Here is a 14,372-nt window from a genome sequence, read left to right on the forward strand (position 1 = left end):
GATAATGAAAACCAAATCTGTGAGACAAAGTTTGAGCCGCTCTTTGGAGCGGCTCAAACTGCGCCTTTCAGTAAAAGAAGGCAGCATTCCAAAGGCAGCACCGCTGACCAAATCCAAATCAGAGACGCCCACGTCCCTACCCCGGCCGCAATCAGCAGCAGAACCAGAGGAACCAGATATTTCCTTGGATGATGCCACAGGTCGCTCTCGGTTTTCCAGCCGCGGATCGGGCGCATCCATTCCAAAAGAACGGTTAAAACCGCACTTTGCAGGTCAAACAGCGCCGCCGTCCAGATATCCATTCCGCCCACGTTGCGGTAGATCAGCTGCCAGCTGCACAGGTATAAAAGATAGAGGAACCCGCTGACCATACAGAGAAACAGGCTGTAACGGCTGCAAAACCGGACGGTTTGTCCAGGCAGCATTCGGATCGACCGCTCCAGGTTTTGGTCGCTGGAAAGCAGGGTGCCGATGGGGGTATTGATGCTGAGAATAGCAAATCCAAACGGCAGCATCCTTATCCCTTCGAAGGACCCAAACAGCAGCGGCAAGAAGCAGGCGATGCCGCATAACCCCGCCGTGTTGGCCAGATAGCTCGGATTGGCCGAGAGATACCGCGTCAGATAGACAAAGACGCTCCCCTTTCTTCCCTTATGCCGCGCCGGCCGTTTCACCTGGGAAGCCGGGTAAAAAGCGTAGGCGTCCGCGGGGCGCAGAGATAGCGCCGCGCCGAACCAGCTGAGCAGGGAAACGGCGATAACCGCCGGAGCCTGACGGACAAAAAAAATCACGAAGAAGATACCGGCTATCCAGACGGCAGGCAGCCCATAATTCTTTTTCTGAAACATTAAAGTGAATGCCGCAGCCAGGAAACAGGCGTTGACTCCGCAGACAAAAGCCGCGGCGATCTCAAAACCGCTCCACGCTTTGACGACAAAAAACAAAGTCCAGACAGGCAGCGTTTTCGTGAGAATTGTACCTCCCCCTAAAGCCAGGACATAGGAAAACACAAAGTCCCGGTTCTCAAAGGGAAGCAGAAACATCCCATTAAGAGTTTCCGCTTGGCGGCTCCCGTGAAGCATCTGCCACATGATGCACATGCTGAAACCAGTGGAAGCAAAGAAAAGGACGTACGGCGCAACCGGCAGTTTGATTTCCGCCGCATAGACTGCGACAAACAAAATCACGCACACTGACAGACTGTGCCTGATACTCTCGTATTTTGCCCCAAAGAGTTGTTTAGTGAAGGCATGCAGCATTTTTTTCAAAGGAAAGCACCTCCCGGATGGTTCCGGCCGCAATTTCTTCGCCGGTAAAGGTCTGTCTGATCTTCCCCTGCTCCAGCACAAGGACCTGGTCCGAAGTCAGGCAGATGCTCTCTAAGATATGGGAAGAAAATAGAATCGTCCCATGTTCTTTATAACTTCCCATCTGCCGGTACAAAAACTCCGTGCTTTGAAAATCCAGGCCATTGACGGGTTCATCCAGTAAAAGCAACTCCGGCTGAAGGGCAAACGCAGTAATCAAATCTGCTTTTTTCCGGTTCCCGGTGGACAGTTCTTTTAGAAGGACATCGGTGTACGCTTCAAAATGGAAGCCTTCGATCCACTCGGAAGCATCCGGCAAGGGAACGCCGTAGGATGCGGCCACATACGAAAGATACTCCCGAAAGGTGAAATACGGAAACGAGCGGCCTTCCGCAAACACGATAAAACGTTCTTTTTTAAAGGCTCTGTCGCGGAAAGAAAACGGACGCCCATGCCAGGCAGCGCCGCTCAGCCGGAAACCGTTCAAAAGACCGGCCACTGTTTTGATCAAAGTGGTTTTTCCGGCTCCGTTTAGCCCGATCAGCCCCACCACTTCCTTTTCCCTCAAATCCAGAGAAAGATCCGAAAGGACAGGCTGATCCGGCGCGTACCAAACACTGAGATTTTGGAGGGAGAGAAGGGTTGTGCCGTTCATGTGAAATCACCTCCGATTGTCTTTATTTTTCTTCCAGAGCGAATAAGCGGAGAGTAAAAACACGCCTCCAAGAACAAGGTACATCAGCGCGAAGGGGATATTCGCGGTGAAGAAGCTGTAAATCATGCAGGCCAGAAAGACGATGCCGAGAATCAGGCGGAAATAAATGTGACGCATAATCAAACCTCCTATCCGAAGAACTTGTAATCGTTTCGATGAAGAAAGCATACACCAAAATCACAGGTTCTGCGGAAATGTCCGCAAACAGCAGGTTTTTGACCACGAAAACAAAGCGGACCCCAAATGGAGCCCGCCTGAGAGCAAAAGACTAGATTCGTTTCACAGGATGAAAGGACAAAGTGGCGACGGACCGGAACACGCCGCCGGCGTAGTCCGTATCGACCGAGCCGTCATAGCGCTCCACGGCGGTGCGGACGCTTTTTAGTCCCCAGCCGTGCATGGCGGCATCCTCTTTGGAAGTCAAAAGCCGCCCTTCTTCTTGAACCGGCGCTTGCCCGCATCCATTTTCCACTTTGATGATGAGCATATTATTAATGCGGCGGATGGTCAGGTTCAAAAAGCGCAGATGCTCCGGAGCCGTTCCGGCCGCTTCTACGGCATTGTCCAATAGATTTCCCAAAATCGTCGTCAGGTCAACGTTTCGGATGTTGGTGTTGCGGGGAAATTCGATATTTACCTTGGTCCTAACCTGCCTCTGCTCTGCTAGCGCCACTTTACTGCTGATCAGATAATCCACGGCCCGGTCGCCGGTCCAGACGGTCTCTGCAATCTCCTTCATGGGCGTACGCAAATCCTCGCAGTATTGCAGGGCCGCTTCCACTTCCCCCTGCTTTAGCGTTTGATAGATCGCTTCTATATGGTTGTGCAGGTCGTGGTACAGTTTTGCATTGGCCGAGTAGGTCCGGCTCAATGTCTGAAAATCCCGTTCCAGGATTTCCGCCTGTTCTTCTTTCAGGCGCGCGATTTCCGCTTCCATATCTCTCTGCCGTCCCATACGGTAGAATAAAATCGCAAACAGCAGCAGCATCGACAGGATAACCCAGGCGCCGGTCCTATCGTCGCCGATGGGCAGGATGGTTTGTTCCGACAGGGTAACCGTGCCGAAGAGCCCCAGCATGGCAAGGATCGAAACGACCCGGAACGCTTGTGGATTTCCCGGATTCCAGCGTTTGGCAAACAGCACGGCGAGTACGGCCAGGAACAGACGCGTCAGCCAGACGCCGGCCAGGGATTCCGGCGCTCCTGCATCCAGAAACGCTGCGGTCCGGAACAAGATCCCGAAGGCAGCCGAAAATAGAAACTCCCACAGCGCTACGCCGACTTCATAGAAAAAGATCAAAAACAGGCAGATTCGCAGCCGTTCCCGCAGGGAATACCAGGAAACCGCGGCCACGAGAAGGATTTCTGCGGCGATCAAACCGGCCGCAGGCACATAAGCCGCGCCGAAAATCGTGACGGCAGCTTCCCCAAAAACGGCCAGAATCCATGCGTTCCGGGGCAGCGAAACATTCAGCAGCTTCGTCAAAAGAAACAGCCCAAAAAACAACCGCAATTCGTTGGTCAGCAGACCGGACAGGACTTGATACCATTCGCTCATATGTGCGCCCCCCAGAACCGGTTGATCTGCTGTTTGACTTCGGACAGATGGGAACGGCTGATCGGAAGCCGCTCCCCATTTTTTAAAACCGCCGTCCCGCCGCTGATCTTCATGACCTGAATGATATTGACAATATACCCGCGGTCAATAAAGAGAAATTCCGGAGCATTCAATTCCTCGTAGACTTGCTGCAGGCTCTTTCTGACCTTCGAGGTTCCGGCGCGGGAGATAATGCTGGCGTTCTTCCCGTCCCGCTCGATATAGTAGATATCCTTGAAGGGAATCTTCTCCATACGGCTGCTGGTCTGAATGGTATATTCCTGCCCGGCCTCCAGCTCGATCCATTTTGCGGCGTCCGTCACTGCGGCGGCCAGCTTCTGATCCAAATTGTTTTTGGGGACATAGCGGAAGACCGACAGCTCGTAGGCGTCTATGGCATATTCGATGTGCGAAGTCACAAAGATGATTTTGACGTTTGGCAAAAATGCCCGGATCTTCTCCGGAATCTCCATTCCGCTGATCCCCGGCATCTCGATATCCAGCAAGATCAGATCATAGAAAAAATGATCATCCGCAATATCATCGATCAGATTGCTGCTCCTGGTATAGGCAGTGATTTCGTAACCGATTCCGCACTGCTGTAAGCTGCGTTTCACAACTTCCTCATCCAGGGCGATGGCCTTTTCCTCATCGTCACAGATTGCAATTTTGATCACAGCCGTCACCTCCCTTCTCTCTGTCCACTTAAAATATTTGATTAATCCCTGATCAGCCAAGGGCTCACCTCCCTGCCGGCTGTCCTGATCTGATCTCTTTTTCCAACGACCGCTTTCATTTTCGTTTTTCCGCGGAAAATCTCCCTTTCACCTGTCGAAACAACACGATGACATTTTCTTGCTTTCTCTCTTCCTTTTGTCATATAATGAAGGAGGCGGAGGCCTGTCCTCCCCCATCAGCAATAGGTCACAGGAACCGGAAAGGGGACAAGATGGAAGAACAACGCTATCTGATATCCGAGGCCTCCAAAATCACAGGCACAGAGGCACATGTTTTACGGTACTGGGAAGATGAGCTGGCATTAAAAATACCAAGGAACGAATTAGGACATCGCTATTATACGGAGGAGCACATCCGGTTATTCCAGGAAATTCAGGAGCTGAAAAATAAAGGCTACCAGCTTCGGGTCATCAAAGACCTGTTAGGCGGCGATAAGATCCTGCCCGACACCAAGGAGCTTGCGCTCCCCTCCGAGGAGGACGTCCAACAGATCCAAGCCGCGAAGATGGAGCAGTTCCAGAATATCATGACCAACATCATGGCCGAGGCCCTGGCCAGAAACAATGACACTCTCAGCAAAGAGGTCAGCAATCAGGTCGGGGACAAGCTGGTCAAGGAGATGAATTATGTGCTCCGGGAGCGGGAAGAGCAGGAGGAGGAACGCTTTAAGCGCCTCGACGAATCTCTTCGCGCCATGCAGCAAAAAAACAAAGTGCGCGCCGAAGCGGCGGCGGCCAAAGCACCCGTTGTCAAGCTGAAAAAGAAACGCTTTCCCTTTCGAAAGCAAAAGTAAAAGGAATCGCTGTGCAGGCTCTTGCGCAGCGTTTTCCTACTTTATAGGGGATTTTTCCGGAATTTCCCATCAAACAAAAAAACTGTCTCACAGCGATGCCAAATCACTCATGCGACAGTCTTTTTATGATCATTTTTCCATGTATTGACCGGTATTTTGTTCCCATTCGTCCGCTTCAAAAATCCCCGGACCGGGAACAACCGGCATTCACGGCGTCAGCTGAATCATCAGCCCTCGGAAATCGCGCCGTTCGGGCAGGTAGCTGCACAGGTACCGCAGTCGATGCAGGTGTCCGCGTCAATTACATATTTGTCATCGCCCTCGGAAATTGCGTTAACCGGACATTCTGCTTCGCAGGCGCCGCAGCTTACACACTCGTCAGAAATCACGTATGCCATAACTATATCCTCCTAAAAGATTGATTTTAGGATATTGTAATACAAGCTCCTTCAGAATTCAAGTGAAAGTTTCATTTTCTGATAAAATTTTGTTTTTCCCCTGGGACGCCGATCCAAAGCGGGAAAAAACCGGAAACAAGCTTCCAAAATTTCTCTGAATAAGACTTTGGTTTTTCCATAAACTATCCCCGATAAGCCGGCTTTCCGGCTTCGCTTTTCACTGGACAATCCTCCTGCTCTATGCTATACTGATACCGGAGCCGGAAGGCTTATGTACAGCGGAAATCCCGCCGAGACAAGGAAAAAAGGAGGAACTAATCCATGGCTTTAACCATTAATAAAGATATGCTGATCGGTGAAATTCTTCAAAAGGATATCAGCATCGCTCCGATCCTGATGGCAGCCGGAATGCACTGCATCGGCTGCCCCTCCTCTCAGGGCGAATCCCTGGAAGAGGCCTGCATGGTACACGGAATGGACTGCGACCAGCTGGTAAACACGGTCAACGAGTACCTGGCCAATAAAGAGAACGCATAAATAGGGTGCTGGATTCCATTTCCGGTCCTAATGCCGAAACGAGTCAAAAGGGAGCGTGGATGCGCTCCCTTTTCTTTTCCCGATTTGCTGCGTAATCACGCCAAAACCGAAGCAGGTATGCTCCGGTTTCCCATCATCCCGAAAGGAGAATCATCCCGTGGACCATTCCCACCACATTCATCTTCTGGCCACCGGCGGCACCATCGCCGGAAAAGGAAAGGCAGGAAAGACCAGCGGCTATGAAGCCGGGAGCCTGCCTCCGGACAGCTTGCTTGAGACGCTGCCGCCCCTTCCCTCTTCCATTCATCTGACCGTGGAGCAGATTTGCAGCATCGACAGCAATGAGGTCGACGATCAGCTCTGGCTGACCCTGGTCCGGAGAATCAACGAACTGTCCCAAACGGATATCGACGGCTTCGTCATCACCCATGGCACCGATACTATGGATGAAACCGCCTATTTCCTGAACTTGACGGTGAAGACGGAAAAACCGGTGATCCTGACCGGAGCCATGCGACCTTCCACCGCAGCCAGCGCCGACGGACCGCTGAACCTGTACCAGGCCATCCACCTGGCCGACAAGCCGGAAGCTTCCGGCAAAGGAGTGCTGGTTTGCTTCTGCGACAGCATCTATTCCGGCCGGGACGTACAGAAGATCAACACCTACAAGACCGATGCGTTCAACGAACAGGACCTTTCCTGCCTCGGCTACATGCGCGATGAGGAATGCTATTTTATGAATGAAAGCCTGGCGATCCATACCACGGCCAGCTGCTTTGACGTCAGCCGGCTGGACCGTCTGCCGCGGGTGGATATTCTTTTTTTCTATGCCGGAGCCCCGGCCGACGCGCTGGACTATCATGCCTCCAAGGCCCAGGGACTTGTGATCGCCGGGACAGGCAGCGGAAACTACAGTCCGGAATGGAAGAACAAGATCAGCGAACTGGCCGCCCGCCGGATCCCCGTGGTGCGGGCTTCCCGGATCGGCCACGGGATCGTCAGCCGGGATATTCATTTTGAAGGCTCTGAGAACTGTTTCCCGGCCTATACGCTGCCGCCCCAGAAAGCGCGCATCCTGCTCTCCCTGGCTCTGACGGTGACGGATTCCTATGAGGAGATGGAAAAACTGTTCCGGACCTACTAAAAAGAATTTCGCTCTGCGAAATTTATGCGCCGCAAATGTGCCACATCCTGTGGTAGAAAAGAGCTGCCGTAAAATTATGAGATTTTACGGCAGCTTTTCTATTTTTCTTCCATACAAATCCGGTAAATATTCACCGGCCGTCCCTTCAGCCCAAGGCGTTTCTGCCCTACGATCTGCGCGGCCCCGCCTTCCTCCAGGTGGGATAAAATTTTATTGGCCGTGCGCAGGGAGACACCCAGCCGGTTGGTCAGGATTTCCGAGGTCAGTTCCTCATTGCCGCTGCTGCGGGAAAATTCCAGGATCTTCAAAACATTTTCCGAAGACAGGCGGCAGCGGGATGCTACCTTTTCCACGAAGTCCGAGGAGACCGCCTCCGTCTGACCGTCCCCTTTCCGGACCCGGTGGTTGGCCAGGAGAATAATATTGTTTTGATTGTTGATCAGATAACTTTGAAAAACCCCCTCCGAAGCCCGGCGCGCCGACAGAGCCGCCGCCTCATAGGCATTTTCTCTGGCCTGCTGGAGGCTGATGCCGATCCCATAACCCACGCCGCCTTTAAAACGCAGCTCCTGGCGCAGATATTCGTACAGGGGGCTTCTCGTGAAATTCTCCGTCATCTGCTGCACGGTTTGAGCGTCTGTATAAATCTCAAAATCCGTCTGAACCGGCTTCAAAATCAGGTTATATCCGGTCTTCTGGCTGAAATTGTATATGGCCTGCTGGAATTTCAAACTTCTCTCTTCCCCACGGGCCCCAGCCTCCTCGGAACGCATATCAAAATAGATCAGAGCGGTCAGACCGTTTTTCATGGTCTGAAGTTCCAGCCCTTTTCTCAGCAGGTCAATCTTATAGAGGATTTCGTTCCGGGTCGGCTCAATGAAATGGTAGGGTACCCCCCGCTCCTCAAACATCCGGATCGCAACTACCGAACGGGTCACGAAAAAACGGATCCTCCCCTCCTCAATGGCTCTGCGGTGACGGGTCACCATCTCCTGCTCGTAAGTGATGGTCTGATCCTCCGTAAAATTCCGCACCATCACCACCTCGTCCGTCATCATCTGCTCTAAACGATTGTGGAGTACGATTTCCCTCAGATCATCCTGCTCTCCCATCAAATCCAGGCGGATGCTGCCCAGATCCAACCCCGGACTCAAGACGCTTTTTTCCAGCAGATAGCGGTAATAGCTCTCCACCGTCGTGTTGAAATATTCCTGCGGCACATCCCGGCGCGGGGACAGCAGAGATATAAACCGGTCAGAAAATACGCCGGAGCTCAAAAAACCGTCGTATTCCTTTTCCGTAGCCAAAAAAGCTTCCTTTAAGTCCATCAAGGAATCGACATAGTAATAATCAACCCGCAGGCCCGGAAATTGTTCCTTTACGATCTTCCCCTCCGTCTGCAGACGGCTGTAAAATGCAACCTTGTATTCCATAAACCTTCTCTCTCATCCCCCGCTGTCTTTCCTCGCGTTTCCAGCAACTATTAAAACTTTACCACAATCTGGACCGAAGTTCAATCTCTGTCGCTTTCCATCCGCCAAACAAAAAGAGCGCTGCAAAATTCGTTCAGCCGAGGCTTTCGGCCTGCCCAACCGGCAGACTTTCTGCTCTGTGACCCTTCGTATTTTGCAGCGCGTCTTCCTTTTCTCTATCTACTTTCTCTCCCACTCCGAAAATAGCTTCTAATCCTCAACCACTCCGGTCAAAAACGCGTCCGTACTCTCCATAAAGCTGCAGTTCCTAGTATGCTCCACAAAAATCCCGTTTCCCACAAAGCGGATCCGCAGAGTGTTGATATAAGAGGTTTCCTCAAAGCAGAGTTTCAGGCAGTAACTCCCATCTTCCTTCCAGGCCCCGCTTGCCGCCACCTTCTCAAACAGGATGGAAATGTCCGTGTCCGTATCCTTTGTCTTTACCGAGGTTTCCCCCTCGGCCCAACAGTCAAACCCGATCGGGGCGGTAAACACGCCTTCCCGGCTTTCCAGCGTAAAGGAATCCTTCCCTTCCTCCGAAAAGTGGAAGGTCAGAGCATTCCAGTTCAGCCGGTTATCCCCCAGGCGGTAGCGCCTTCCGGAATAAGCAAGACGCTCTTCGGCTCCGGAGGGGCGTCCCGCGGGAACCGGAATGCGGAACCCGGAAATCCGCTTCCGCTCTTCCTCCCAAAGGGCTTCCCCCTGCACCATTCCTGTCTTTCCCAGGGCTTCAGACGACTCCTTCATTCCCGGAACCAGAACCTCCCAGACCAGATTTTCAATGGCTTGGCGCTCCGGCCCATTGGCGCCCGCCGTGTAAACCACCACGGCTCCCAGTTCCGGGAACACGGTGCAGATCTGACCGCAGGCTCCGCGAAGGGAAAACGCATTTTCCCTGGAATCCACCCAGATCTGGTAGCCGTAGCCAGCCATGTCAGGGTTCGCCTTCGAGTGCATGGGAATCTGCACGGTTGTGGCCCGGTTCACCCAATCCTCGCTTAAGAGCTGCCGGTCTTTCCAGCGTCCTTTCTGCATCAGGAAAATTCCGGTTTTCAGCAGATCTTCGGTCTTAACCATCAAACCCCAGCCGCCGACATCATACCCCTTCGGGTCCAGCTCCCAGGTAGCTCCCGTGATGCCAAGAGGTCCGAACAGCTTTTCTTCCAAATATTCCAGTATGGTTCTCCCGGTCGCAAGCTGCACGATCACCGAGAGCATGTAGGTGCCGTGGGTACAGTAGACAAACTCTGTTCCCGGCTCATAGGCCACATAGTGGTGAAAGAAATTCCGGACCCAGTCAATGTCGTCCAGGATCTTTTCCTCGTGGAAGCAGCCGGGGCTCCGGGCCAGAACATCGTCGGGCCGCGGCCAGTTAAAATCATGGGGATCCGCGGCAAATCCGGTGCTCATGGTCAGGAGATGCCGCACCGTCATCTTTTCCATATTTTCACAGGTCTTAGCCGGAAGGCGGTCCTGAAAAAAGGAAACCACCGACTGGTCCAAAGACAATACCCCTTCCTCCACGGCAAAACCTACCGCAAGGCCGGTATAGGTTTTGCTGGCGGAAAACAGCGTGTGGCCCAGTTCCCTCCGGTAAGGCTCCCAGTAAGCTTCCGCCGCGATCCCGCCGTTCTTGTAGACCAAAAAGGAGTGAAGGCCCAGTTCGGGATCCTCCAGCTTCCGATACAATTCCGCCAACGAGGCGGGGGAAATCCCCGCCTCGTCCGCCGTAATCCGTTTAAATTCACTCATCTCCTATACCTCTTCACTCTTTTTCTTCCGGTCCACGCGGGATCTCCAGGCATGGAGGATCAGGGCGACGGCAATGATGCCATAGCAGGCCACCATCCGGAAGTATCCTCCGACCATGGAATTGGAGAACATGTTCTGGGCCGCCAGAGGGCTGACGTTGAACAGCAGATGGAACAAAAGCGTGCCTAAAATCGCCTGCCCGATCGTGGCCTTCTGCACCGAGGCTCCGCCGATCAAAATGGCGGCGACGCAGTAGGTTCCCACTTTTTCATGGCCGTAGTAGGTATCCATGGTTCCCAGGTTCTGGTAGAAGATAATCTGTCCCAGAGCGGCAATCACCGTGGAAAGGATGATCGCCTGGATCCTTACCTTATCCACCCGGATCCCGGCGGAGGCAGCCACCTTGCGGTCATGGCCGACCGCCCGCATATCCTGGCCCAGCTTCGTCTTCATAAACGCCTGGATCAAAATGCAGACTCCGATGATGACCAGATACGTCGGGATCGGCACCCGCACCATCATCTTATACATGACGAGGGCAGGCAGATTGTATCCCACCGCGCCGGCCACGATCAGGGCGGCGCTGATGCCAAGGCGGATCCGGTATTTCTTTTCCCGGTTCTTTTTGACCAGAACGCGGAAGAGATAGTAAAGCAGGAACAATGCTCCAAAGAACATCATAGCCGTAAACAGATCCACCTTCGTGCTGACGCCGAAGATCTTAATGTCATCCAGGGCGTACTGCATGGAATCCAGGGCAATCGTATTTTTGATGCCGATTCCGCTGGAAAGCAGCAGATCTGAGGAAAATTTGATCACGCCGCCTGCGATGAACAGGAAGATAAACTGATAGATTCCATTGGCAAAGAAGCCAAGGATCATGCTGGTGATCATTTCCTGCCCTTTGGTCTGGTTCAGCATCTTTCCGGCCAGGAAGCCGCAGAAGGAGGCCACCACCATCGCGATCAGCATGGCGATCAGGATCGCAGGCAGCCCCTGGATCTTCCAGATGCTGACCAGGATCAGCCCCACCTGACCGCTCATGGCGCCGAGGACAATACCGAAGTTCAGGCCCATGCCGCTGATGACCGGCAGGATCAAAGAGAGCACCAGGAGGGCGTTCCGGTCAAACCGGTTCACTAAATCCGACAGGATGGTCGGTATGCCGGTTCCCGAATAATAGACGCCGACCGCACAGAAACAGGCAAACAGCAGAGGGACAATGTTTTTTCCCAGGAAGCCCCTGACTTTTCCGTTCTTTCCCATTATCTTTCACCTCCTGCCTGAGACAGCGCGTACAAAATGATACCGTTGGATACGATGATCCGGAATACCTCGGACAGATTTCCGTCCGGAAGCAGCATGTTGGCCACCGGGAGCGCCGCGGTCAGCATGGTCTGGAACAGCAAGGTTCCGATGATTGCATGCCAGACGCTGACCTTTTTCATTGTAGCGCCGCCTAAAAGCACCGCTGCCATCGGGGTAAAGGACATGGTAAGCGGGGCTTCGTACATCGAATAAAAGCCATAGCTCTGCGCGTAAACCACAATGCCGAGGGCGCCCAGGGCCGTCGAGAGGGACGCGCCGATGATCCGGCAGCGGTTCACGTGGATTCCCGAAGAATTGGCGTACTCCGGGTTGTCCCCGGCTGCCTGGAGCGTCACGCCCACCTTGCTCTTACAGAAAATCCGGATGATCCAGCAGATGCCAAACACAAACAGAAATAGCCCGGTTGGGATCGTAACGCCGCCGATCTGAAATGACAGAAAATTATTGAGCACATGCTCGTAGTATCCGCTTAAGGTGACCGTGGAGCGGACACCGTCGCCGCCCATGGGCCAGATGATCGCCGGATTCTTAAAGGGCGCGATAAACCAGAACATACAGAGCAGATAGACCACCGCATAGCCCAGATAGTTTCCGATCAGCATCTCTGATCCTTTAACCCCGTTTAGAATCCGACCGTAAAGGACGCCGACGGCGCTCCCGATCACCAGGGCGATCAGGCTGGCGCAGGCGATGCCGACCCAGGAGGTCAGTCCCATCTCAATGCTGACGAGGCCGCCGAACAGGCCGCAGACGATGCCGATGGCAAGGCCCATGTTGAGGCCGATGCCGGAGAGAATCGCAGGCATCATGGCCAGCGCAAAAATCAAGTTCATCCCAAAGCGGACCAGGGAGTCGCTGACCAGCTGCTTCATATCCTGCCCCTGCAAAAAGGCGCCGATGAAGATCAGGATGATAAAGGCAATGATGATGATGCGGGGCAGCCCCAGCTGGTGCATCCGTTTTTTAACCGTTTCCATAGTATCACCTCTCTACTTTCCGCCCATGGCAAGGCCAAATTCCTCGTTGGTCGCATCCGGCGGCAGAATGTCCGCCACTTTACCGCCTGAGACAATGGCGATCCGGTCGCAGACCTGGCGCAGCTCCCCAAGCTCCGAGGACGTGAACAGAATGGTGACGCCAGTCTCCTCATTGATCCGGGAGATCGTCTCCAGCACGATGGATTTCGCGCCGATGTCGATGCCTCTGGTCGGTTCCGAGACCAAGAGTACGTCCGGCTGCAGCAGAATTGCCTTCGCAATACAAACTTTCTGCTGGTTTCCGCCGGAAAGGCTCTTCACCTCCTGTTTCGGCCCGGTGCAGCGGATTTGAAATTCTTCTATGTATTTCTTCGCGGTCTCCTCCACCTTTTTCTTGTCGATCTGGTGGAAAGGCCCGAATTTCCGAAAGAACTCATCGTGGTTTACCATGGCCGGAATCACCATGTTCATCTCGATAGAAAGATCCGGCGCAAATCCTTGCTGCTTCCGGTCCTCAGACACAAAAGCAAATTTTGCCCCGATGGAACTTTTCGGGGAATTCAGCTTTAAAGGCTTTCCGAATACGGTGATCTCCCCGAAAGTCGGATAGATTCCCATGATTCCGTTGGCAACGCCCAGTTTTCCCTGTCCGGCCAGGCCGCCGATACCGAGGATTTCCCCTTTATATACATCCAGATTGATGCCGCTGACCCGCTCCCCCGGCATATCCACCCGGAGGTTTTTGATCGACACGGCAATCTCTTTGTTTTCCGATTCGTCCCGGTCGCGCTGCTTTACGGCGACCAGCTCTCTGCCCACCATCAGCTCGGCGATCTCGCCGGCCGTGGTATCCGCAATTTTCATGGTCTTCACATTCAGTCCGTCCCGCAGGATCGTGACCGTATCCGCCACGTACATAATCTCGCCGATCCGGTGGGTGATCAGCAAGACGGCGATGCCAAGTTTCGACAGCCGCTTGATGATATCCAGGACGATCTCCGCTTCGGACTCCGCCAATACCGCCGTGGGTTCATCCAGGATCAATAACTTTACGTTACTCTTATCCAGCTCGCGTGCGATTTCTACAAACTGCATGTAGCCGACCGGAAGGGTTTCCACGTCGGCGTGGGGATCCAGCTCCACCCCCAGCCGGTCCAGGGATGCCTCGGCATCCTTTTCGATCTGTTCAAAATCCACATTGCGGAGCTGCTTGCCGAAAACGCGGCTCAATGCGCCGTTTTTCAGGGGTTCCCGGTTCAGCTTGATGTTCTCTCCGACCGTAAAGCCGGGGATCAGCATGAACTCCTGGTGAACCATGCCGATGCCGTAGGCAATGGCTTCCTGAGGTTTTTTGATCTGCACTTCCTTCCCGTCGATCAGGACCTTTCCCGTATATCCCCCGGTGGACGAGATCACCGGCATTCCAAACAGGATATTCATCAGCGTGGATTTTCCTGCGCCGTTCTCCCCGCAGAGCGCGTAGATCTCTCCGGGCATAATATCCAGTGAAACATCCTGAAGCACCTGGTTGCCGGAAAATGCTTTTCCGATATTTTTCATGGAAAGCACTGGTGTAATTTCAGCCATGTGTTTCCTCCTCTCAATTCTTTTCC

Annotated in this window: 14 protein-coding genes; 3 read left to right on the top strand and 11 right to left on the bottom strand. The window is 53.4% G+C overall.

The annotated features are described in order from the left end of the window. Window positions 1–53: 53 nt before the first annotated feature. The 5 genes from MUB23_RS04555 to MUB23_RS04575 all read right to left on the bottom strand — a co-directional run bounded on the left by MUB23_RS04555 (window position 54) and on the right by MUB23_RS04575 (window position 4,296). Window positions 54–1,268, bottom strand: a complete 1,215-nt coding sequence (locus tag MUB23_RS04555; RefSeq protein ID WP_244799161.1) for a hypothetical protein — start codon at window positions 1,266–1,268, stop codon at window positions 54–56. Next, window positions 1,240–1,962, bottom strand: a complete 723-nt coding sequence (locus MUB23_RS04560) for an ATP-binding cassette domain-containing protein (protein ID WP_244799162.1) — start codon at window positions 1,960–1,962, stop codon at window positions 1,240–1,242. The genes MUB23_RS04555 and MUB23_RS04560 overlap by 29 nt, the downstream gene beginning before the upstream one ends. Before the next feature lie 6 nt (window positions 1,963–1,968). Further along, the gene (locus MUB23_RS04565; RefSeq protein WP_244799163.1) at window positions 1,969–2,139 is read right to left on the bottom strand and encodes a hypothetical protein; all 171 of its coding nucleotides are present in this window, start codon (window positions 2,137–2,139) and stop codon (window positions 1,969–1,971) included. Between the two features lie 151 nt (window positions 2,140–2,290). Next, on the bottom strand, window positions 2,291–3,580 hold the full coding sequence (locus tag MUB23_RS04570; protein ID WP_244799164.1) for a sensor histidine kinase: 1,290 nt from the start codon (window positions 3,578–3,580) through the stop codon (window positions 2,291–2,293). Beyond that, window positions 3,577–4,296 (bottom strand): LytR/AlgR family response regulator transcription factor, encoded by a 720-nt coding sequence (locus MUB23_RS04575; RefSeq protein ID WP_244799675.1) that lies wholly within the window; start codon window positions 4,294–4,296, stop codon window positions 3,577–3,579. The genes MUB23_RS04570 and MUB23_RS04575 overlap by 4 nt, the downstream gene beginning before the upstream one ends. Before the next feature lie 272 nt (window positions 4,297–4,568). Between MUB23_RS04575 and MUB23_RS04580 the strand changes: the two genes are divergently transcribed. Beyond that, window positions 4,569–5,150: a helix-turn-helix domain-containing protein gene (locus MUB23_RS04580; protein ID WP_244799165.1), complete on the top strand. Its 582-nt coding sequence runs from the start codon at window positions 4,569–4,571 to the stop codon at window positions 5,148–5,150. Window positions 5,151–5,377: 227 nt separating this feature from the next. Here MUB23_RS04580 and MUB23_RS04585 read toward each other — a convergent pair whose 3' ends face one another. Further along, complete coding sequence (locus MUB23_RS04585) at window positions 5,378–5,548, bottom strand: DUF362 domain-containing protein (RefSeq protein WP_244799166.1); 171 nt, start codon at window positions 5,546–5,548, stop codon at window positions 5,378–5,380. Between the two features lie 321 nt (window positions 5,549–5,869). On the opposite strand from MUB23_RS04585, the gene MUB23_RS04590 reads away from it, so the two are divergent. Together MUB23_RS04590 and MUB23_RS04595 are read left to right on the top strand one after the other, a co-directional pair. Next, window positions 5,870–6,085: a DUF1858 domain-containing protein gene (locus tag MUB23_RS04590; RefSeq protein ID WP_244799167.1), complete on the top strand. Its 216-nt coding sequence runs from the start codon at window positions 5,870–5,872 to the stop codon at window positions 6,083–6,085. A 157-nt stretch (window positions 6,086–6,242) separates the two neighbouring features. After that, window positions 6,243–7,229, top strand: a complete 987-nt coding sequence (locus MUB23_RS04595; protein ID WP_244799168.1) for an asparaginase — start codon at window positions 6,243–6,245, stop codon at window positions 7,227–7,229. A 98-nt stretch (window positions 7,230–7,327) separates the two neighbouring features. Here the strand turns inward: MUB23_RS04595 and MUB23_RS04600 are convergent, their stop codons facing one another. From MUB23_RS04600 to MUB23_RS04620, 5 genes are all read right to left on the bottom strand, one after another. Next, window positions 7,328–8,662, bottom strand: coding sequence for a hypothetical protein (locus MUB23_RS04600; RefSeq protein ID WP_244799169.1), 1,335 nt, complete (start codon window positions 8,660–8,662; stop codon window positions 7,328–7,330). Between the two features lie 249 nt (window positions 8,663–8,911). Further along, window positions 8,912–10,453, bottom strand: coding sequence for a serine hydrolase domain-containing protein (locus tag MUB23_RS04605; RefSeq protein ID WP_244799170.1), 1,542 nt, complete (start codon window positions 10,451–10,453; stop codon window positions 8,912–8,914). Between the two features lie 3 nt (window positions 10,454–10,456). Continuing rightward, on the bottom strand, window positions 10,457–11,719 hold the full coding sequence (locus MUB23_RS04610; RefSeq protein ID WP_244799171.1) for an ABC transporter permease subunit: 1,263 nt from the start codon (window positions 11,717–11,719) through the stop codon (window positions 10,457–10,459). Next, entirely contained in the window at window positions 11,719–12,759 is a 1,041-nt protein-coding gene (locus MUB23_RS04615; protein WP_244799172.1) for an ABC transporter permease subunit, read from the bottom strand. The genes MUB23_RS04610 and MUB23_RS04615 overlap by 1 nt, the downstream gene beginning before the upstream one ends. Window positions 12,760–12,771: 12 nt before the next feature. Then, entirely contained in the window at window positions 12,772–14,346 is a 1,575-nt protein-coding gene (locus tag MUB23_RS04620; protein WP_244799173.1) for a sugar ABC transporter ATP-binding protein, read from the bottom strand. Between the last annotated feature and the right edge of the window lie 26 nt (window positions 14,347–14,372).

This window comes from Cuneatibacter sp. NSJ-177 (assembly GCF_022867805.1).
Classification (GTDB): domain Bacteria; phylum Bacillota; class Clostridia; order Lachnospirales; family Lachnospiraceae; genus Pseudolachnospira.